The 20,423-nt window shown below is 59.4% G+C and carries 14 protein-coding genes; 5 read left to right on the top strand and 9 right to left on the bottom strand.

What is annotated here, in order from left to right; all coding sequences use genetic code 11:
* Positions 1-32: 32 nt before the first annotated feature.
* Positions 33-1,463, top strand: coding sequence for a mannose-1-phosphate guanylyltransferase/mannose-6-phosphate isomerase (locus ACR0B5_RS05550; RefSeq protein ID WP_480539008.1), 1,431 nt, complete (start codon positions 33-35; stop codon positions 1,461-1,463).
* A 150-nt stretch (positions 1,464-1,613) separates the two neighbouring features.
* Positions 1,614-2,684, top strand: coding sequence for a DUF2793 domain-containing protein (locus ACR0B5_RS05545; protein ID WP_480539006.1), 1,071 nt, complete (start codon positions 1,614-1,616; stop codon positions 2,682-2,684).
* Between the two features lie 32 nt (positions 2,685-2,716).
* Here the strand turns inward: ACR0B5_RS05545 and fcl are convergent, their stop codons facing one another.
* Positions 2,717-3,694 (bottom strand): GDP-L-fucose synthase, encoded by a 978-nt coding sequence (fcl, locus tag ACR0B5_RS05540; RefSeq protein ID WP_480539004.1) that lies wholly within the window; start codon positions 3,692-3,694, stop codon positions 2,717-2,719.
* A 10-nt stretch (positions 3,695-3,704) separates the two neighbouring features.
* The gene (gmd, locus tag ACR0B5_RS05535) at positions 3,705-4,829 is read right to left on the bottom strand and encodes a GDP-mannose 4,6-dehydratase (RefSeq protein WP_480539002.1); all 1,125 of its coding nucleotides are present in this window, start codon (positions 4,827-4,829) and stop codon (positions 3,705-3,707) included.
* 156 nt (positions 4,830-4,985) lie between these two features.
* Here gmd and ACR0B5_RS05530 point away from each other — a divergent pair, with 156 nt between their 5' ends.
* Positions 4,986-6,290, top strand: coding sequence for a UDP-glucose dehydrogenase family protein (locus tag ACR0B5_RS05530; RefSeq protein ID WP_480539000.1), 1,305 nt, complete (start codon positions 4,986-4,988; stop codon positions 6,288-6,290).
* Positions 6,291-6,299: 9 nt separating this feature from the next.
* On the opposite strand, the gene ACR0B5_RS05525 is transcribed toward ACR0B5_RS05530, so the two are convergent.
* Positions 6,300-7,160, bottom strand: coding sequence for a phytanoyl-CoA dioxygenase family protein (locus ACR0B5_RS05525; protein ID WP_480538998.1), 861 nt, complete (start codon positions 7,158-7,160; stop codon positions 6,300-6,302).
* Between the two features lie 103 nt (positions 7,161-7,263).
* On the opposite strand from ACR0B5_RS05525, the gene ACR0B5_RS05520 reads away from it, so the two are divergent.
* On the top strand, positions 7,264-8,154 hold the full coding sequence (locus ACR0B5_RS05520; protein WP_480538996.1) for a LysR family transcriptional regulator: 891 nt from the start codon (positions 7,264-7,266) through the stop codon (positions 8,152-8,154).
* Here ACR0B5_RS05520 and ACR0B5_RS05515 read toward each other — a convergent pair.
* Positions 8,127-9,206 carry a helix-turn-helix domain-containing protein gene (locus tag ACR0B5_RS05515; protein ID WP_480538994.1) on the bottom strand — a complete coding sequence of 360 codons (1,080 nt, stop codon included), beginning with the start codon at positions 9,204-9,206 and terminating at the stop codon, positions 8,127-8,129. The genes ACR0B5_RS05520 and ACR0B5_RS05515 overlap by 28 nt on opposite strands.
* Before the next feature lie 139 nt (positions 9,207-9,345).
* Positions 9,346-10,851 (bottom strand): caspase family protein, encoded by a 1,506-nt coding sequence (locus ACR0B5_RS05510; RefSeq protein WP_480538992.1) that lies wholly within the window; start codon positions 10,849-10,851, stop codon positions 9,346-9,348.
* 121 nt (positions 10,852-10,972) lie between these two features.
* Between ACR0B5_RS05510 and ACR0B5_RS05505 the strand changes: the two genes are divergently transcribed.
* Entirely contained in the window at positions 10,973-12,028 is a 1,056-nt protein-coding gene (locus ACR0B5_RS05505; RefSeq protein ID WP_170666634.1) for an OmpA family protein, read from the top strand.
* Between the two features lie 2 nt (positions 12,029-12,030).
* Here the strand turns inward: ACR0B5_RS05505 and ACR0B5_RS05500 are convergent, their stop codons facing one another.
* The 4 genes from ACR0B5_RS05500 to ACR0B5_RS05485 all read right to left on the bottom strand — a co-directional run bounded on the left by ACR0B5_RS05500 (position 12,031) and on the right by ACR0B5_RS05485 (position 20,318).
* Positions 12,031-13,962, bottom strand: coding sequence for a caspase family protein (locus ACR0B5_RS05500; RefSeq protein WP_480538990.1), 1,932 nt, complete (start codon positions 13,960-13,962; stop codon positions 12,031-12,033).
* Between the two features lie 21 nt (positions 13,963-13,983).
* A complete protein-coding gene (locus ACR0B5_RS05495) occupies positions 13,984-17,625 on the bottom strand; it encodes a two-partner secretion domain-containing protein (protein ID WP_480538988.1) in 3,642 nt (1,213 codons plus the stop codon).
* On the bottom strand, positions 17,570-19,285 hold the full coding sequence (locus ACR0B5_RS05490) for a ShlB/FhaC/HecB family hemolysin secretion/activation protein (protein WP_480538986.1): 1,716 nt from the start codon (positions 19,283-19,285) through the stop codon (positions 17,570-17,572). The genes ACR0B5_RS05495 and ACR0B5_RS05490 overlap by 56 nt, the downstream gene beginning before the upstream one ends.
* Before the next feature lie 193 nt (positions 19,286-19,478).
* Entirely contained in the window at positions 19,479-20,318 is an 840-nt protein-coding gene (locus tag ACR0B5_RS05485) for a M15 family metallopeptidase (protein WP_480538984.1), read from the bottom strand.
* Positions 20,319-20,423: the final 105 nt, after the last annotated feature.

Here is a 20,423-nt window from a genome sequence, read left to right as displayed (position 1 = left end):
TACGACACAGAAATGAAAGACGCTGCGCGATCATGACAACCGTATACCCAGTAATTCTATGCGGGGGGTCTGGAACCCGTTTGTGGCCGCTCTCGCGGAAAAGCTATCCCAAGCAGTTCGTGCCTTTGCTGGGCGAAAACAGCCTGTTGCAGGATTGCGCCCTCAGAATGCGTGGGCCTGAAGCTGCGCCTTACGCCAAACCTGTGGTCCTCACGAACGAGGCATTTCGGTTCGTCGTGCCGGAGCAATTGACCGAGATCGGTATAGACCCCGGCCCGGTTCTGATCGAACCCGAAGGACGCAACACCGCGCCCGCCGTTTTGGCCGCAGCCTTGTTCCTGAATGAAATCGACCCGGATGCGGTGATGCTGGTGGCCCCATCTGACCACGTCGTTCCCGATTCCAGCGCATTTCACGATGCGGTCTCTGAGGGTTTGCGCGCGATTGCCGAGCGTGGTGATCTGCTGACCTTCGGCATCACCCCAGATCGGCCAGAAACCGGCTATGGCTATCTGAAACTGAGCCAAACGCCCGAAACCCGCGCGGTCCCGCTAGATCGGTTTGTTGAAAAGCCCGATCTAGAGACAGCCCAATCCATGCTGGCCGATGGCAGCTATCTGTGGAACTCGGGCATCTTCCTGTTCGCTGTTCGGGACATCATCGCGGCGTTCGAACAACACGCGCCTGCCCTGATGAGCCCTGTCAAAAACGCTGTCGAAAACGCCAAGAGTGACCTTGGCTTCCTCAGACTGGATGCCAAGGCGTGGTCTGATGTCGAAGATATCTCGATCGACTATGCCGTGATGGAAAAAGCCAACAACCTGAGTGTTGTGCCCTATGCGGCCGGGTGGTCGGATGTTGGCAGTTGGTCCGCGGTGCAAGAGTTGACCCATCCGGACGCAGATGGCGTCGCGACTTCCGGTGAGGTTACGGCGATTGACTGTCAAAACGTGCTGGTCCGCTCGGAATCTTCGGCGCAGGAAGTTGTTGCGCTGGGTCTGCAAGACGTGATCGCCGTCGCCATGCCCGACGCAGTTCTGGTCGCCAGCATGGACAAGGCGCAGGACGTCAAAAAGGCCGTGACCGCGCTGAAGACCAAAGGCGCGAAGCAGGCCGAATCCCTGCCAGTGGACCACCGCCCTTGGGGCTGGTTCGAAAGCCTGGTGATCGGCGACCGGTTTCAGGTCAAGCGCATCCACGTCCATCCCGGCGCGGCGCTCAGCCTACAATCGCATCACCATCGGTCCGAACACTGGATCGTGGTGGAAGGCACCGCCAAGGTCACAATCGACGAGGAAGAGCGTCTGGTTTCTGAAAACCAGTCTGTCTACATTCCTCTGGGTGCGGTCCATCGGATGGAAAACCCCGGCAAAGTGCCCATGGTTCTGATCGAGGTCCAGACAGGCACGTATCTGGGTGAGGATGACATCATCCGCTACGAGGATATCTATTCACGCAGTTAAACTGTTTAATTCAGGTTCTTGCACGAGATTCAGACAAAAAGGTAAACGGAAAAACCTCCGGGCGTTCGCTGCGGTCAGATAGATTTCATGCGCCCTGCGGCAGGGTAGCGCGCAACTAAATGTCGGACCGACAGCCTAAGGAGGACGCCCGTGTCTCAGACCTCACCCCGATTGAACCTGCCGTTTTTGCAGCCGTCTCAAGCGCAGAAACATGTCACTCACAACGAGGCCCTGCGCCAGTTGGACCTCGTGGTGCAGCTGAGCGTTGTGTCGACCAGCAGCACAAATCCACCCGTCGCCCCGGAACAGGGTGAGGTTCATGGGCTGAGCGCGAACCCGACCGGAGATTGGGACGGTCACGCAGGGGAATTGGCCGCCTGGATTGATGCCGCCTGGCACTTCCTAGCCCCACAGACGGGCTGGCGCGCTTGGGATCAGGCGGATGGACAGGTGAAACTGTGGGACGGTAGCGCGTGGATCACCCCTCCGGTCGAGACCACGAACTTGCCCGGTATAGGCGTTGCCACCGGCTATGACAGCACCAACCGCCTATCCGTTCGTGGCCCTGCAACTTTGCTCAGCCATGAGGGCGGAGGCCATCAGCTGAAGATCAACAAGTCCGCCTCTGGCGAAACCGCGTCGCTGCTGTTTCAATCCAACTGGACGGGTCACGCCGAGATGGGCCTTTCCGGCAGCACAGGGTTTTCGATCAAGGTGTCACCGGACGGCGGCAGTTGGACAGACGCCCTGCGCCTTGATCCCGCCACGGGTATCGCCAGCGGCGCCGCCGTTCAAAACAGCCCGACGGATACCACGGCTGGGCGCTTGATGCGGGCCGACTATGGGTACGGGCCTGGCAATCTGCTGGGGTCGGTGTCGGAAAACGCAGGTGCGCCGACGGGTGCAGTGATCGAACGCGGCAGCACTGAAACGGGCGACTATGTCCGTTTCGCTGATGGCACTCAGATTTGTACCGCAACCCTGACCGCCACAGGTTGTACCACTGGTGATGGCGCGCTGTTTGCTAGCAACACGGAGACGTGGACCTTCCCGGTCGCATTTGCGGCAACCCCGTCTGTCAGCGGCAGCGGTGGTAGCGTGGGCCGGTTCGTCGGGGTAGACGAACCTTCGACCAGCCAAGTCGTTTGCAAAGTTCTTTCCACCACATCAGATGCAACAGTCCACGTGCCGTCTCTTATCGCGATTGGACGTTGGTTCTGAGTTAAATGGCCCGGACCTCGGGGTTCGGGCCTCTATTTCGCGCGAAGATCGCCCTCAGACTGTTCAAGAAACCAAGCGTAGGTTTCGCGAATACCGTCCTCAAGCTCGATCGAAGCCGTCCATCCCATATCCGCCAGACGTGACACATCCATCAACTTGCGCAGGGTCCCATCGGGTTTTGAGATATCCTGCGTGATCCGCCCCTTGAACCCCGTGACCTGCGCCACCAGCGCCGCAAGCTCTGCAATCGAGATGTCAGACCCGCACCCGACGTTGATATGGCTAAGCATCGGCTGCGTGTTCGCCTCATAAACGTCTCGCGGCAGGTCCAGCACGAACAGGGACGCCTCGGCCATGTCATCCACGTGCAGGAATTCACGACGGGGTTTGCCTGTGCCCCAGATCACAACCTCATCCACGCCGTCCCTCTGCGCTTCGTGGAAACGGCGGATCAGGGCGGGCAGCACATGGCTGTTTTCGGGATGGAAATTGTCCCCCGGCCCATAGAGGTTGGTCGGCATGACCGAGCGATAGTCCACCCCGTGCTGCCGGTTATAGCTTTCGCACAGCTTGATCCCAGCGATCTTGGCCACCGCATAGGGTTCGTTGGTGGGTTCAAGAATACCCGTCAATAGAGCGTCTTCACGCATCGGCTGTTGCGCCGCACGCGGGTAGATGCACGAGCTTCCAAGTTGTAGTAGGTGTTTGACACCAGCCTCAAACGCCTGATGGATCACGTTGCACTCAATCATCAGGTTTTTGTAAATAAAATCAGCTGGGTAGGTATTGTTGGCATGAATACCCCCCACCTTGGCCGCAGCCAGGACGACCACATCGGGCTTCTCGGCCTGCATGAAGGCGCGTACCGCAGCTTGATCGGTCAAATCCAGTTCGGAATGCGTGCGGGTGATGAGGCTCAGGGCCTCGCATGCGGCCTGCCGGTCCTGCAATTTGCGCAGGATGGCACCCCCAACCATGCCGCGGTGCCCTGCTACGTAGATTTTGCGCATGCTAGGGTCCTCAGCCGTTTTCCAAGCTCACGGGCATCTCATAGCCGTGTTGCTTCAGCAACGCATGGCGCTGCGCTGTTTTGAGGTCCTCGCGCACCATCTCTTGGCACATATCCTGTACCGTCAACTCGGGCACCCAGCCCAGTTTCTGCTTGGCTTTGGACGGATCTCCCAACAGGGTCTCCACCTCAGCCGGGCGGAAGTAACGGGAGTTGATCCGCATCACCACATCTCCGGGCTTCAGCGCCGGAGCGTTGTCGCCTTCGACCGCCTTGACGGTTGCAATCTCATCAACGCCTTCGCCGGTGAATTCCAGCGTCACGCCCAGCTCGGCGGCGGACCATTCGATGAACTGACGCACGGAATACTGCACCCCGGTGGCGATCACGAAATCCTCGGGCGCGTCCTGCTGCAGCATCAGCCACTGCATGCGGACATAATCCTTGGCATGGCCCCAATCCCGCAGGCTGTCGATATTGCCCATATGCAGGCAATCTTCGAGGCCCTGAGCGATATTCGCCAGACCGCGCGTGATCTTACGGGTCACAAATGTCTCACCCCGACGCGGGCTTTCGTGGTTGAACAGGATGCCGTTGCAGGCATACATCCCGTAGGCCTCACGATAATTCACCGTAATCCAGTAGGAATAAAGCTTGGCCACAGCATAGGGCGAGCGCGGGTGGAACGGCGTGGTCTCGCGTTGAGGTGTTTCCTGCACCAGCCCATAGAGCTCGGACGTGGAGGCCTGATAGAAGCGGCACTTCTCCTCCAGTCCCAGAAACCGGATCGCCTCGAGCAGGCGCAGCGTCCCAATCGCATCCACATCCGCCGTATATTCGGGGGATTCGAAGCTGACCGCCACATGCGATTGAGCCCCGAGGTTGTAGACCTCATCAGGCTGAACCTGCTGGATGATCCGCGTCAGGTTGGAGGTGTCGCTCAGATCACCATAGTGCAGATGCAGCTTGGGGTTCGGCTCGTGCGGATCCTGATAGATATGGTCGATCCGCTGCGTGTTGAACGAGGAGGCACGCCGCTTGATCCCATGCACTTCATAGCCTTTTTCCAGAAGGAACTCGGCCAGATACGATCCATCTTGACCGGTAATGCCGGTGATCAATGCCGTTTTGGTCATAACTGTGCCTCGTTTCCACAAATGCGTCTGTTTGACGTCTCAAAAACAGCAAGAGCGTATGGAATGCAACCCAAGGCGACAATCTGGCATTGCACCTGACCACGATTTCTTTGATTGTGCAGGCGCGTTTCGGCCGAGACAAAGAGGAATTCGAGTTTGCGTATAGCGATGATTGGCACCGGCTATGTGGGTTTGGTATCAGGTGTGTGTTTTTCGGATTTCGGCCATGATGTGATCTGCGTCGACAAGTCCGAGCAGAAAATTCAGATGCTGCAAGCCGGTGAGGTCCCGATTTATGAGCCGGGGCTGGACAATCTGATGGCCAAGAATGTGGCCGCCGGGCGGCTTAGTTTTACGACCAACCTGCAAGACGCCGTAGACGGAGCGGATGCGGTTTTCATCGCTGTCGGCACGCCGACGCGACGCGGGGACGGCCACGCCGACCTGACCTATGTGATGGCTGCGGCCGAAGAGATCGCCAATGCGCTGACCGACTATGCGGTGATCGTGACAAAATCCACCGTGCCCGTAGGCACCAACCGCAAGGTGCAGCAGGTCGTCACTGCCGCAAATACGAATGCGCAGTTCGATGTGGCCTCGAACCCGGAATTCCTGCGCGAAGGGGCCGCGATCGACGATTTCATGCGACCTGACCGGGTTGTTGTGGGTGTGGAAAACGACCGTGCTGCCGAGGTCATGGCCGAGATCTACCGCCCGCTTTATCTGCGGGACTTCCCGATCCTGACCACCGATCTGGAAAGCGCAGAGATGATCAAATACGCTGCCAACGCATTCCTCGCGACCAAGATCACCTTCATCAACGAGATCGCCGGCCTCTGTGAGAAAGTGGGCGCCGACGTCAAGGAGGTTTCGCGCGGGATCGGGTTGGATGGTCGGATCGGAAACAAATTCCTGCATGCCGGCCCCGGCTATGGCGGTTCGTGCTTTCCGAAGGACACAGCAGCGCTGGCCCGGATCGGGCAGGAACACGCGCATCCAATGCAGATCACCGAGACCGTGATCCGCGTTAATGACGGTGTGAAAAAGCGAATGATCGACAAGATCCGCGACGCTTGTGACGACAGTTTCAACCGCAAGACCGTGACCGTGCTGGGGGTGACTTTCAAACCCAACACCGACGATATGCGCGATGCCCCGTCCCTGACCATCATTCCGGCCCTGATCGGCGGAGGAGCCAAAGTGCGCGTGGTTGACCCGCAAGGCCGTGCTGAGGGCGAGGCGCTGCTGCCCGGCGTGGATTGGTGTGACGACCCATATGCGGCGGCCAAAGATGCCGACGTCGTTGTTCTTCTGACCGAATGGAACGAGTTCCGTGCCTTGAACCTAAGCGAACTTGGCGGTGCAATGAAGACGCCGCGCATGGTGGATCTGCGCAACGTCTACTCTCAGGACAGTGTTGAAAAGGCAGGTTTTGAAACCTATGTGGGGGTCGGGCGTTAACCGCCCGTCTCACCCCGCATAAAGCGGAACCGACGCGTCTGCCCCTTCGGCCAGTGCTTTGCTCTGATCCCGCCGCACTTGCTCATACGTTGCTAATGCATCGGATGAGAACAATTCTGTAGGTGCTTGAACTGGCACGAAATTGCTGTGTTTGTCTGAGCCCCTTGCCAGCAGCGCATAGTCCCGGTCCGCCACCAGCTGTTCTGCTCCGGGACTGAGATAGCGGATAGCCAACCCGATCCGCCGGTCCTCGGACTGGTTCGGCCCCGAACCGTGGATCGTCAGCCCGTGATGCAGCGACATCTGACCTGGCGCGAGTTCTATATGGGTCTTGTCCGTCTCGGCAACTTCGACGGCCACCTCTTGCCCGCGTGACAACAGGTTCGTTTCCGAATATGTATCGGTATGCGGCAAGATCGGGTTCTTGTGGCTGGCGCGCACGAAATCCATGCACCCGCTGCGCTCTGTTGCGGGGGACAGAGCGATCCAGGCCGTGACCTGATCTGGCGTTTCCCCCATGCCCCAATAGGTCAAGTCCTGATGCATACCTACCGTTTGCACGGTGTTGGCCTCTTTGATGAAAAACTCGGCCGACCAGATCATGATATCAGGGCCCAGAACGCCCTCGACCACATCCAGAACGCGGGCATCCTGCGCTATGCGCGCCGCCAGCGGCATGACCAGATGCGCATTGACCCGCTTGTAGGTGTTCAAAGGCAAGGGCAGATCAGCCTCCAGCCAGTCACTCTCAATCTGTTCCAGTTCCGCCCGGAAACCGGCGGCCTCGGCTTCGGAAAAGACGGAGAGGGGAAAGAGATAGCCATCCTCCCAATACCGGTCGGATTGTTGCTGTGTTAACGTCGTCGCCATGGGGTCACCTATTCGCTCTATGCGCAAAGGGTATCCGCGAGTGGACACAGGTCAAAACCAAACCTCTTGCCCGTCAGGATAAGTCTAGCTTAGCCTGCGCTACATGTTGCCCCGCATCCCATCCCTCAACTGGTTACGCGTGTTCGAAGCAGCCGCGCGCACGGAGAGCTTTTCCCGCGCAGCATCGCAGCTGAACATGTCGCCAGCCGCCGTCAGCCAACAGGTCAAGGCGCTTGAGTTCCGGCTAGGCACACCGCTGTTTCACCGCCATGCGCATGCCGTCACGCTGACGGAGGCGGGACGTGCCTATCTGCCGTCGGTCCAGCAATCCTTTCTGATGTTGGAAACGGCCACCACCGGGTTGTTCGGTGAGACGCGGGAACAGAGGCTATACGTTCAGTCGGTTTTGTTGTTTGCCCATGGTGTCTTGGCCAAAGGCCTGCCCGCGTTTCAGGCCGCGCAACCTCAGATCAATCTTTCGCTGACCACCGGAAATGCGAATTCGGATTTCACCAATCAGTTCACCGATCTACAGATCGTGTTTGGCAACCCTGCGCTGTTTGGCACCGAAGGAGATGAACTGTTGCGTGAGGCTCTGTTTCCCGTCGCCCCGCCCGAGATTGCCACCCAGATCCAAACTCCGCAGGACCTACTGCAATTCACCCTGATCGAAGTATCGACCCACCGTGCCAGCTGGCTCTACTGGTTCGAAGCGCTGCGTCTGCCGACGGGGCAGGCCCGGTTCTTCTTTGCCGACAACTCGATCATGGCGGCCGAGCTATCCGCCAGCGGGCTTGGGATCGCGTTGGCCCGCGCGCCCGCATCTGATCGTATCATGGAGGGCTCAGGACTGGTGCCTTGCCTGCCCGACCTGCAGGTCAGCGGGCAAGAAGCCTATCACCTGATTTATCCCTCTCGTAAAGATTTGCGCCGGCCGGCCCGACTGTTTCGCGACTGGCTGCTGGACTACAGCGCTGCCGTCCAAACGCGGTAACGCCCCTGACCGGTGACTTCGCGGACCAAACCCCGGCGGGTAAAGTGGTCGATGTTGCGCTGTACTGCAGCCCGCGAGGCCTGGGTCAGTTCTTCGGCAAGTGGGGCGGATACCATGGGCCAAGCGCGTAGCGCTTCAATCAGCAACGGCGGTGTTCGACCGCTGAGGTCGGCTGTTGCCTCCTTCGCCCGCGCCTCCCACGCGTTGATCCGGTCCAGATGCAACAAGGCAGCGAGGGCCGCCTGTCCGGCCCCGCGAATCCAGGCGGACAGTTTTTCCTCGGGCGATCCGACACCACGCAGCGCGCCTGGACCGGACAGGGCTAGCGGCATGAAGAGCGTCCCGCCCCGCCCCATCGAGGCCGCATGCCTCGCAGCGATGACCGCCGCTTCCGTATCCTGACCGGGGCCTTGAGAGACTGCGCGCCATGCATGAAAGGCAATCGCGGCTTGCGTGACGGGGTGCAGCGACTCGACGCTGCGCATCACGTCCGACAAGTCTGCAATCGCCTCCGGCACCTCTTCGATCCCTTGCGCTATCCGGTCCAGAAAGGCGGTCAACCCGGCCTCCCACCCGTCATGGGAAGGTGCCGCACCTGATGACAGGCGGCGCACCGCCCACCCTGCCCGATAGAGGGACTGCACATCATCACCGGTCGCGCCGATCCGCAGACTTGTCCAAAGCGCCAAGCGTTCGACACTGATCCGGTCACCCGTCCACCAGCCCAGATCCGAAACATCCATCAAGGCCAGACGATGGGTCCACCCGTCCGGTCCTGCCCGCAGCCGCTCATCCAATGCGCCGAAGGTCACCGCCAGATCCGCAAGTTCGGATGACAACCCGGATTGCGCGGCCTGCCACTCTCTGGGATCGAAAAGCTGCCGTTGATCTGCCCGAGGGCCAGGTGTCAGGAAATCATCCTGTGGCGCGTCTTCCTCAGGCGGGAGAAACCATAGATCATCCTCATCCTCCGGGTCGCCATCATAGATGCTAGGCGGCCCGAGATCTTCGGCCTCATCATCGGGGTCGGATGTGACAGGTTTGGGCTTCATACCCGCATTCTTCGGCTATTTTCGACCACTCACAAGTGGTTTTCCATTTGGATCGCTAGCTTTCCCAACTTGCATCGGAAATTCCGCCCAAAGGGCCGCACAATCAAGTCTGGCCGCCTGTCCAAACTTCAGAGCAGACCTATCCTTGACAACCGCCCATCGCCCACCGGCGCAGGTTGACCTTCAAACCACCGCCAAAGGGGTGCTGCTTGGCCACATTGCCTGCCGCTGGGCGTTTGACATAGGTCTGCGCCTGATCGCACAGGGCCTCATGCGTCCACTGGTGGCAACTCGAACAGTTCTGATTTTTCCACAATTCATCCGGCAACCCATCAATCGGCGGGAACTGAGGTGAACCCGCGACCAGTTCCTCGATCGACTTGCCCCGGACATGGGTGTTGCCAAAAGTCAGGATGGATTTCATGGTGACCGCTGCGCCGGCGTCGATGCTGCCCGAATTCTGCGCCTCGGGTGTCTCGACATTGGCTTCGGCTTTGCGAGTCACGGTCTCGCTTTCCAACTGCAGGGCCGCCAGACGCTCGACCGCCTGATCGGCGAATGCGCCACTGGGAAAGCTGTGCAGGTAAACCTCATAAGAATGGATCGAATCGTCGACCTGCGCCAGTTCATACATCAGACGGTCCGTCTCGGTCGCTTCCGGGGCCTCTTGCGATGGCGTTGGCGTGGGCAGAGTTCCAAAGGACTCGGCCAAAATCGTCTGCAGCAGATCATTGGCCTGCGATGCATGAACACTGTCTGGATAGGCCCGCTGAAACAGCATGATCTTCACCGGGTCGCGGCTGTTCACAGCCTCCTGCCACTGTTCTTCTTCGGTTTGTTCCGGTTTCGCGATCAGGGTTTCGTTCGCGCGCGCAAAGGCGAAATCCTGCGTCAGGGACGAGGTATCCCAAGGCGTTTGCAACCCACGCGTTTCGCTGAGAACATCAACGCGCACCTTCTTGAACAATTGCTCGATCGCCATGCCGGGCGTGTCGATATGCTGCGCAAGGCTCAGCGTGAATGGGCTGTTGCCGGTTTCGCCATCCAGCGCAACGCCGCCGGGATCGGTGGCATAGGCGAGAAAAGTGCCGGTCGGGGCTTTCATCTCGGCCAGACCGTTGTCATCCATATCTGCCAGATCCTCGAACGGGTTGTTCCGGCAAGCGTCCAGAATGACGATATTCGTCTTGTTGTTGGCCGAGGCCATCTGATGCAGGACCGAACGTGCCTCAACCGCCATCAGATCCAGATCGGCCGGATCAGACAGCGACACGTCCACGGGCAGCAAGTAGTTCGAACCGAAAGACTGAACCCCGTGACCCGCGTAGTAAAACAGGCCCACGGCGGTTTCGCCGCCCTTGCGCAGATCGCGTCCGAACTGGGCAATGGCGCGCTTCATTTCGATCTGGGTGCTGTCGGACAGGTGACGCACCTCGAACCCGAGCGCAGTGAGCTTTTCCGCCATCAGCCGCGCATCGTTGATTGGATTGTCTAGGGCCGAGACCGAACCATAGTCGGAATTTCCAACCACCAGCGCGATTCGCGGCTCGGCCCAAGCCGAACCGGTCCAGAGCATAGCGATCATCGCAAACAGGGTTCTAAGTACGCGTTGCACCTTTGGTTCTTTGCCTTTTTCTGGTCTCATGGTCCGTGACCCCTTGGGCACCACTCAGCCCGGAAGTACACTGATATTGTTTTTTGGCTTTCTTATGGCCGTGGCCTGAAATATCCCAATTATAGTATCAAGACTAGGAAGAGGTTCACACATGCCGCGTTTAAACTTGGTGCGAAATGCTTTTGCGATGACGGCACTGGTATTTGCAAACACGGCGTGGGGTCAAAGCGCCGATCCGTTCGAACATGGATGGAAATTGGACGCCGAGGCCTCGGAACTGCAGTTTCTGTCGGTCAAAAAGAACGCGATCGCGGAAAACAGCGGTTTTGCAACTCTGACGGGCGTTATCAGCCCTGAAGGTGGCGCCGATATCCGGGTTCAGATGGACAGCGTAGATACCAAGATTGACCTGCGCAACGTGCGTATGCGTTTCCTGTTTTTTGAGACCTTCAACTTCCCTGAGGCTGTGATCACCGCCCAATTGCCGCCCGAGCAGCTGGTCGATCTGCACCAGACCCGGCACAAGATCATCGACCTGCCCTATAGCCTATCCCTGCATGGGGTGAAAAAAGACAGCGTGGCGCAGGTGGCTATCACTCTGGTCGACAATGACCGGGTGGCTGTGGCCAATACGACACCGATTGCGATTGCCCTGCCCGACTTTAACCTTGAGGAAGGACGCGGCAAGCTCGAAGAAGCCGCCGGAGTTGATATCCTGCCCTTCGGCTTTGTCAGCTTTGGCTTCGTTTTCGACCGTGCCCAACCCGGCACGCCGCCTCAGCTCGAGGTCGCCTCGGCAACACCGGGGGCTGCTGCGCTGGAGACCAAGGGTGACCTGGATCGCGAGGCCTGTGAAGGGCGGATGGAGATCCTGTCGCGCACAGGCAATATCTACTTCAACTCGGGCAGTGCGCGGCTGACCAATGACTCGATCCCGCTGCTGAGCAATCTTCATGACATTGTCGACCGTTGCCCGGACCTGAAGATCGAGATCGGCGGTCATACGGACAGCGATGGTTCTGATGAGGCTAACCGCGTTCTCAGCGAACGTCGTGCACAGGCGGTCAACACCTATCTGGTCGATCAGGGGATCGCGCCGGAACGTCTGCTGACGGTTGGTTATGGCGAAAGCCGCCCGGTTGTGTCGAATGACACCGCAGACGGCAAACGCCGCAATCGGAGGATTGAGTTTGTGCCCGTAAACTAGGCTCAGTTCTCAGCCAGAATAATCGGATCGAACCCACCACTACGCCATTGCCGCAGGGCCGATATGAAATTCGGCCCCGGCACGCCGTCGATCGCGCTGTTGTAATAGCCCGCCTTTTGCAGCAGCCGTTGAACCTCCATCAGGGTGTCGCGCGACCATTGGTCTGAGGCGAGGGATAGCTGATCCAGGATCGCTCCGTTATCCTCAGCGGCTCCGCGCAGAAGCATCCGCGCAGCCTCCAACGGATCACGAGGCACGCCGCGCCCTTCGTCCAGAAGGATCGCTGCTGCCAGATAGCCCTGATATTCACCATCACGCGCAGCTTTCTGGAAGTAGCCCAATGCCTGCTCGGGTTCGCCGGCAGCACCATCTTGCGCCAGCACCCCAAGATTGAAGGTCGCCTTGGCCGACCCACCCTCGGCGGCTTGCTGCAAAAGCGCGACGGCGCGCGCGTCGTCTTTAGGAACGATCTGGCCTTCAAACAGGGTGACGGCGAGGTTGATCATGGCATCGGCGCTGCCACCTGCCGCCGCGCGCTCATACAAGTCCAGCGCTGTGCCCATGTCCTGAGGGACGCCGGTGCCGCTTTCATGCAGTTGCGCCAAAGACACCATCGCCCGTAAATCCCCTTCGGCAGCAGCCTGTTTGTAGAGGGTCACGGCACGCTCCACATCCCCCGCAGCAATCGTCGCGCGCGCCAGTAGCGCCACATAGTGCGACAGCTCCGGCGACTGGGCCGCCGCCGCGCTGCACGCCTGAATGGCCGTCAGCGCATTTTCCTGCAACCGGCTGAAAGGAACGCCCGTGATGCTGGCCGTCCGGTCGCGGGGATGGGTCGCGAGCCGCTCACAAATGCCGCCCGGCGTGCTGTCCTCAGGCCGCGGGATCGAGGCGATCAGCCGCTGCGCCTGCGCGGCATGGCCGCCATCGGGGTATTGCTCAAGGTAGAACTCCAGCAGAGGCCGCATCCGGCTGCGTTGAGCCAGTTTCCAAAGACGCTCGGCCTGTTCGTCCTGGTCTTCGACGCTCAGCGCGCGGGTCTGGGTGCCGCCCTGCCCGGCCTCATCCAGAAACGCAAAAACCTCAGTGGCATGCGCGCCCTGTGGGTAGCGGTCGATATAGAGCTGCATCAGAGAGGCGTCCTGCGCATTGGCCGCCACCTGCCACAACAATGTCTCTTCGGATGCTGTCACCGGGCTGTTGTCAAACCGGAATTGCCGCGTCAGCGAGGAGTTGTCCCACGGGATCTGCCGCCCCCCGGTCGCAGCCAGAACATCCTTGCGGACCGAGATCAGCAGGTCCGAGATATCCTGACCAGGCGTGTAAATATGGCTCAGCAGCGCTTCGGTGAAAAAACTGTTCCGCCCGGTGCCGTCGAAGGCCACGTTGTCAGGTTGCGTGGCGTAGGCGAACAGAAAATCGGCGGCGCTGCCGACGCGGGCTAGCCCTTCGTCAACGCTCAACACACTGTCTTCGAAAGGGTTGTCACGGCAGGCGTCCAGAAACACCAGACGAATACCGTCGGACCGTTCCATCCGAGAGACGAACTCCTCCATCGCAACTGTCTGCTCCGGAATATCCGCGGCACCGGTCAGATTAGCGTCGACCGGGACCAGATAGTTGCGCCCGTCCACCTGAAACCCGTGCCCTGCATAAAACAGCAGCGAGACATCAGAATCCGCAGCCGTCGCGCCATAGGATTCGGCTAAAGACAGCATCTCATCCCGAGTCAGATCGGTGCCGAGAAACACGTCGAACCCAAGCCCCTCAAGCGCGATGGCCAGATCTGAGGCGTCGTTGATCGGATTGTCGAGCGACCCGACGGTCTGGTAATCCGAGTTCCCGATGATCAGCGCCACGCGTTTGTCAGCCAGCGCAGCGAGGGCGCTGAACAGGGTCAAAAGCATGGCCGCACAAAAACGGATCAGAAACATTGGCGCAGAGCCTCCCTGGGGTTACAGGCCGATGGCGCGCGACAGGCCAATCTCGGCCTGACCAACAGCCGCCACGATTGTATCTACCTGCTGGTTCTGGATGCTGACAAGCTCGGGGTCGGTTGCTCGTATCAATGTGATCGCCTTGCGGATTTCGCGCTGCGCCTGACGGATCTGACGGCGCGCTTCCTGCACGGCCTCGCGGCGGATCGTCTCCCGCTCCTCGGCAGTGGTGGCAAGTGCCAGACGACGGTTCGCATCCTCGCCCGCCGCGCGAATACCGGCACTTGCGCCACGGATGATATCACCAACGGATTCCAGACCCGGCGGCAAACCCTGCACGATCGCATCGAGATCCGAGGCGTATTCGTCCATCGCATCGGCAATACAGGCCAGATAGGCGCTGACATTGTTGCCCTGTTCCGCACAGGAAGAGATGACCTCGTCAAAATCCTGCGACGCATTCTCGACCGTACCAAGCGCCGCTTCTGCTTCGGTTGTCGTTGTGGTCGTAGTACCACCGCCGCCACCTCCGCCGCCGGTGATGGTCGTATCCACGGTCGGGGTGATCTCAATGGTTGGGGTCGGCGGGGTCGGAATGACCGTGTTCCCGATGATTGCCGTGCCAGGCAGCGCAGAAACGGTATAGAACACCTCCGAGATACTCAGGAGGGAACTTGTATCCACGGTATAAGTCGTGGTCCCGTTTTCGGTGCTGGCAAACGTCAAAGTCTCAAAGATCGGCGACGTATCCAGCGAGTCACCCGACGGCCCGAACCGAAAGACAGACGGGCCACCAGAAATTGTACCCGTTCCTGCCGTCGTTTCAGCCTCTCCTTCGGGGATGAGAAGCGTGTCAGGCACCACGAACAGGACCGGTGAGGTCGTATAGTGCAACGGGTTTGACCCGCCGTCCGGATCGCTCGTTCCCGGTGCCCACGTGTTGGTAAAGTCCCACCCTTGAGCCGACGCAAGGTTAAAGAACCCAACCGTATCCTGAAGTTGTGCTGTCGTGAGTGCTGTGCCTCCGGCGCTGGTGGCCAGACCAGAAGTATCGGTATTCCAGAAGGAACCTGAGACCGATCCAGAGTTTGAACCGACTAACCCACCTAGTGTGGGTGTATTGGGGCCTGAAAAACTGGCACCGCCCGTTGAATAGCTTCGGGCAACTGTGCCGCCATTGTTGAAGCCTACGAGGCCTCCGAGCGTCGCCGAGTCTCCGGGCGCCGAACTCTGGTTGGTGCCTGAAACACTTCCGGTTGCATAGGAATCCTGAACCAGGCCGTTGTTGTCACCCACCAGACCACCAACGGAAAAATCACCCGCCGTAGAACCACTGACGGTTCCTGTGGCGTGAGACCGAGTGATGGTTCCGTTGTTTTCGCCGACTAAACCGCCCGCGACAACCAAGTTGGCCTCGGTCGTGGCCACGGTCACACTGGCTGTCGAGAAACTGTCTATGATTGTGCCATCGTTGAAACCAACAAGACCACCGGCCTGTTCGTCACTACTGCTAAAGCTACCGGATACCGAAACGCCGGAAATCGTGCCGCCATTTGTTCCCGCCAAGATACCACCGCCTCCAGAAGAAACGCTGGCCCCGTTGATGCGCAGGTTTTGAACGTTGCCGTCAAGATTGTTGAACAGCCCGCCGAAAGAACTGGTCGAAATGGTGAGGCCGTTTATCGAAAAGCCGTTGCCTTCAAGTGTTCCACCCGCATAGTCGATTGGATCGAACGAACTGAGTGGCGCGGCACTGATAGAATTGGCCAGGGCATAGTTGTTGCCGTCCGAAATGCCTTGAAGGCCAAACACATCCGTCAGGAGGTATGGAGACCCGGCGGCGCCAGTGCCACCGAGCGCACGGGTGAATGTTGCGCCGGACGCAATATCAAGCGTTCCCGCCGAAAAACTCGGGAGCGTGGAACTTACCTGTGACCAGGCGCCATTCGTAAGCGTAAAGGTATCGACGTTGATTGTACCACCTGCGCCGGTACCAATCGTTGTGGCGGCGTTCAGTTCCAACTCGCCGCTTGTCGCGGTGATCGCAGCGTTGATTGTGATCGAATCATTGGCAAGCAGCGTCAACCGAGAGCCGTTGCCCCACGTGATCGGATCGTCGACGGTTATCGTGCCAACCTGTGAGTCATCGCCACCAAGGTCGATAGGGTCTCCATCCGGCTGCAGAGTGCCGCTTCCTGCGGTCGTCAGAGTGACGTTGCCGAAGCCAAGGTTTGTTTCAATTGTACCCGGCGTTACAGAACCAGGGCCCGTTGCCGTATCAGAAACGGTGATGTTCGTGGGGTCCAGCAACAGCGTGCCATATGCACCAAACGGTGCCCGCGTATCGGTCAGGCCATCGTAATTCAGGGCCAGCTTGCCCGACACTTCGACAAAACCGCCATCCCCGGCAAGATCACCTCCGCGCGCAGAGTTGAAGCCCGAGAACGATGTATAGTCATCCGACCAGACGATGATCAGACCGCCATCGCCCTGATCTCCGCCATCTGCGCTGATCACGGTCGCATCGTCAACAAGCGTGGTGCTGGCCCGCTGCAGATCACCGCCGCCTTGCAGGTCACCACCAACGCGGATCTCTCCGCCCTGTCCTGTTCCCGCACCGTCAGCGCTCAGGGCCGCACCAGCCAGTTCGATGGCCTCACCGGTAATCGTGATCGACCCACCGTTCTGATCGCGGGCCACCGGACGCGGAGAGGCCTCGACCAATGTCACCCGCGCCGAGGTATCAATGCGGCCCGTCAGGTGCACGGCACCGCCGCTGCCGCCCAAAACAACTGCTCCGGACACGCCACCGACCGAGCGTGCCTCGATCACGCCAGACATATTCACGACCCGGCGCGCCGCATCACGGGCGCTCGCGGCCTTGAGGTGAACGACACCGCCATCCGCCTCGATGCGGCCCGAATTGGTGACCAAAGCCTCCATCGCGGCGTCATCACTGTTTGAAGGCACGGCGACCTGCAGAAAACCGTCGCCGGACACGTCGAGCGTCACTTGCTCACCCGCTCCGAGCCCCACTTTGCCCATCGGCACCCGGATCACACCCGAGTTTGACACCTTGCCGCCGATCAAGGCTGCATAACCGCCGGGAACAACCTGAATCGTGCCCGCGTTCTCGACCCCTGCCGAGGCCCCGTTGCCGTTGTAGTGATAGCGGCCGTTCAGAAAGTCATCGTCCGAGATGTTCAAGGTCGAGGCCACAAACCCGCCGGTGTTCACATGGCCATTCGGGCCGATGAAAATGCCGTTCGGGTTGACCAGATGCACCTGCCCGTTGGCGTTCAGCTGACCGTGGATCTGACTGGTTGTATTCCCGGTAACCCGGTTCAGGATCACGCTTTGCGCGCCCGGCTGATTGATATTCACGGTCGAGCCGGAGCCAATCGAAAACCCGTTCCAATTCACAATGGCCGCATTCGACCCCTGTGTGATGTTCAACTGATTGCCGCTGGGTTGGCTGATCGCGACATTACCCGCAGCCACCGTCCCTCCGGTCGGCAGGGATTGCGCCAGCGCGGTCGTGCCCCATAGCACGGCCGACGCCGACAGAAGTATGCGGCGTGAGACTGTCATGGCTGCGCTACCATCAGAAGCGGCGGCTGGCAGTGATGCTGAACCGGTTTCCATCTTCCCCGAGGTCATCACGTTCCCCCCTCCCATATTCCACTCGTACTGACCCGGACCGATAGGTCGAGTCCTCAATCGTAAACACATCAAAGCCCAGACCGTAGGCATATGCCCGGGTCGTGCCTTGTTCCAGAACAGTGGGTTGTTCCAAACCTAACACGCCGTAGGCCCCAAAAACATAGGGCTTGAAAAGGATCGGAAAGCCGGCCACTTGCGTCTGCTGTGACCGGCCAAGCTCGGCCCGTGCGACCCAGCCGTCATCTCCGCGCAGATCGCCTGCGTCGAAGGTCGACAACTCACTGGAACTGGCAACACTGAACTGTTCCGACGTGACCAGCGGATCGCCAAAGCTGGATTGAATTCGGCCATTCACGTTCACGGACCAATTGGCGTTCAACGGGCGCTGATACTGCGCCGACAGCACAAGCTTGGTGAATTGCGCGCTGGCACCTTGCCGTGACAAAGGGGTATCCCCCGCCCCGACCGAGGTACTGGCACCGAATGCATCCAGCCCGCGCGACAGAACAGCCCCGGCAGACAGAAACGCGCCATTGTCATAGGTCCAGCTTGCATCCAGTGTTGCCCGCAAGACACTGAGATCGTCGTCGTAAACCGGTAGCGACCCTGAGCTGGCAATCAAATCCTGCGAGTCGCTGATCCGGTCCAGGATCAGTTGCGACGACAGATTGTGACGCCGTGTGCGCACCCAAGGATAGTAGAGACGCAGGGAAAAGCGTTCGAATTTACTGGTATTTGGCACCAGCTCCGCGTCCGGTTGCGCCTCACTCAGCGTGTATTCGGCGTTGAACGTCATCCCGTCGTATCCGATCGGAAAGACCGCCCCCGCCGCCGCAATCCGGTACTGCGCATCGCTCGAGAAGAACCGTTTGGGTGAACCGCCGACGCGGAAATAGAAGGTCTCTCCCATCTCCAGCGCGCCGTTGACCTCAAGCCCGAGGTTCAGGTTGCCCGGGCCAAGCTCGTCCGACAGAGTATTGTCAAAGCCGTAAGAGCCGGTGATCTCTTTGAACTCTCCATCCAACGTCAAAACGGTACCGCCCCGCGCATCCCCCGCCGACAGGGTCGAGGCCAGCCGCACGCCAAACGTATCCCCGGCCAGCAAAAGCGCGCGCTCGATCTGTTGCAGTTTGATGCCCCGTTTGCCGATCAAAGGTTTGGTGATCATCACCACCCGCTCACGCGCCTGCTGAGGCACTTTCTCGGCATCAATGCGTTCGATGAACCCGTCGATCACGACGATGCGCAATGTGCCCCCATCGCGCAGGGTCTGCTGCGGCAGGACCACTCGGCTGAGGACAAAACCCGCGTTGGTATAGGCGCTTTCCAATCGGTTGGTCGCCGCAAAAATCTCGGACACAGCTACGCGTTTGCCGGTCAGGCGCTCAATGAAAGCCGCATTGGCCGCCTCCATCTGGGGCAGACCATCTTCGATCTGCACCTGACCAACGGTCACAAACAGCCTGTCTGCGCCTTCGGGCACCGGCGCGCCCGGATCGCGCGCCACGGTTACTGGGCCGGTGCTGCGTTGGTTCTGAGGTTGAAAGGTGGATGGAGCAAGGTTCGACGCGCTTTGCGCCAGCGCCGCCATGGAAAACACAGTCGACGCGATCACGACGCAGGAAGCCAAAATCAGAAAACGACAGATCCGCGTCATGTCAGACAAACACCCCTCACCCATACCGGCCCGAACCAATGAGCCAGAAACGTATCAAGGAAATCCCATCCAAGGGACCATGGCAAGGTCGTTCTGATCATTCCGCAGCCCCCTTTGGAATAGATAACGCTTTATTTACCTTAATTCCCAATCGCGTCTGTGACAGACTTCACAAACCGCATGAGAAGCGCGGTCAGAGCAGCCCGGCCTCAAGCCATTCTTCGATCTTGTTGCGGCTGACCTCGAAATGCATCGAGTCCTCACGGCCCCAGGCAGCACCCCAGACCCAGCCTTCCTCGCGGAAGAAATCGGCCAGAATGGTCAGGCCCAATTGGGTTTTTCCGTCGCCCAGCGTATCCAGAACACCGTCGATATTGAGGTCAACCGCAAGACCGTAGGCATGGGCCGAGGCCGAAGACGTCGCCCCGCGAATCCGGCGCACGCACAAAGAACCGGCCGTATTGATACGCGCATAAAGGTCGGGGTCGGTGCGTTGAATATTCTCGAATACAGCCCGCAGTGAATCAACCGCAGGTTTTAGCATCCGCACCCGAACCGGCCCGACCTCTTCCAACACCAGAAGCTCCTCAAGCCTCGGGTTGGTCATCGACTGGCATTCATCCGTCAGATCCTCGCGCGGCAGGCCGAATGTTTCGCGCAAAAAGGACGACCCGGCCAAGTCCAGCTCCCGATTCACCTTGTTGCGATTGGCGATCAGGACGACCTGCGCATACGCGTCAATGATCTCATTGGGTGACGAGCGGTCAAACCCATAGTCATCCGCCGCCGAATTGTCTTGCGGGACGACCCCGGCACCATTCTGGGTGCGCGACACCTCAAGCGAAAGGCGTTCAACCTGTTCGCGCATATCGTCGAGCTGCTGGCTGAGCATCTCAATCTCGATCCGGGCCCCCGAGTCGATGGCGGGACCTTCGAAATTCTCGTCAAGTGGAACGACCAAAGGAAAGACGTACCAGATGATCGGAGCCAGTATGATGGCCACTCCCAGAATGATCGCCGGAACGATGCGCATTTGCCTGATGTTTCCTGTATTCTGCCACCTTATAAGATGAACTTAAAAGGCTGGGCGCATGATGTCACGCTATTGACCTAAAAATGTCCAGCGCTTGTGTGACAT

Source organism: Ruegeria sp. AG1, assembly GCF_056541705.1.
Note: the sequence above shows the minus strand (reverse complement) of the source record. Positions and strands in the feature narration are given on the sequence as shown.

Bases quoted from the DNA above. Each gene is read 5' to 3' on its own strand.
- ACR0B5_RS05550 (WP_480539008.1), top strand. From the start codon at position 33: ATGACAACCGTATACCCAGTAATTCTATGCGGGGGGTCTGGAACCCGT.
- fcl (WP_480539004.1), bottom strand. From the start codon at position 3,694: ATGCGCAAAATCTACGTAGCAGGGCACCGCGGCATGGTTGGGGGTGCC.
- gmd (WP_480539002.1), bottom strand. From the start codon at position 4,829: ATGACCAAAACGGCATTGATCACCGGCATTACCGGTCAAGATGGATCG.
- ACR0B5_RS05525 (WP_480538998.1), bottom strand. From the start codon at position 7,160: ATGGCGACGACGTTAACACAGCAACAATCCGACCGGTATTGGGAGGAT.
- ACR0B5_RS05520 (WP_480538996.1), top strand. From the start codon at position 7,264: ATGTTGCCCCGCATCCCATCCCTCAACTGGTTACGCGTGTTCGAAGCA.
- ACR0B5_RS05515 (WP_480538994.1), bottom strand. From the start codon at position 9,206: ATGAAGCCCAAACCTGTCACATCCGACCCCGATGATGAGGCCGAAGAT.
- ACR0B5_RS05510 (WP_480538992.1), bottom strand. From the start codon at position 10,851: ATGAGACCAGAAAAAGGCAAAGAACCAAAGGTGCAACGCGTACTTAGA.
- ACR0B5_RS05505 (WP_170666634.1), top strand. From the start codon at position 10,973: ATGCCGCGTTTAAACTTGGTGCGAAATGCTTTTGCGATGACGGCACTG.
- ACR0B5_RS05500 (WP_480538990.1), bottom strand. From the start codon at position 13,962: ATGTTTCTGATCCGTTTTTGTGCGGCCATGCTTTTGACCCTGTTCAGC.
- ACR0B5_RS05495 (WP_480538988.1), bottom strand. From the start codon at position 17,625: ATGACCTCGGGGAAGATGGAAACCGGTTCAGCATCACTGCCAGCCGCC.
- ACR0B5_RS05490 (WP_480538986.1), bottom strand. From the start codon at position 19,285: ATGACGCGGATCTGTCGTTTTCTGATTTTGGCTTCCTGCGTCGTGATC.
- ACR0B5_RS05485 (WP_480538984.1), bottom strand. From the start codon at position 20,318: ATGCGCATCGTTCCGGCGATCATTCTGGGAGTGGCCATCATACTGGCT.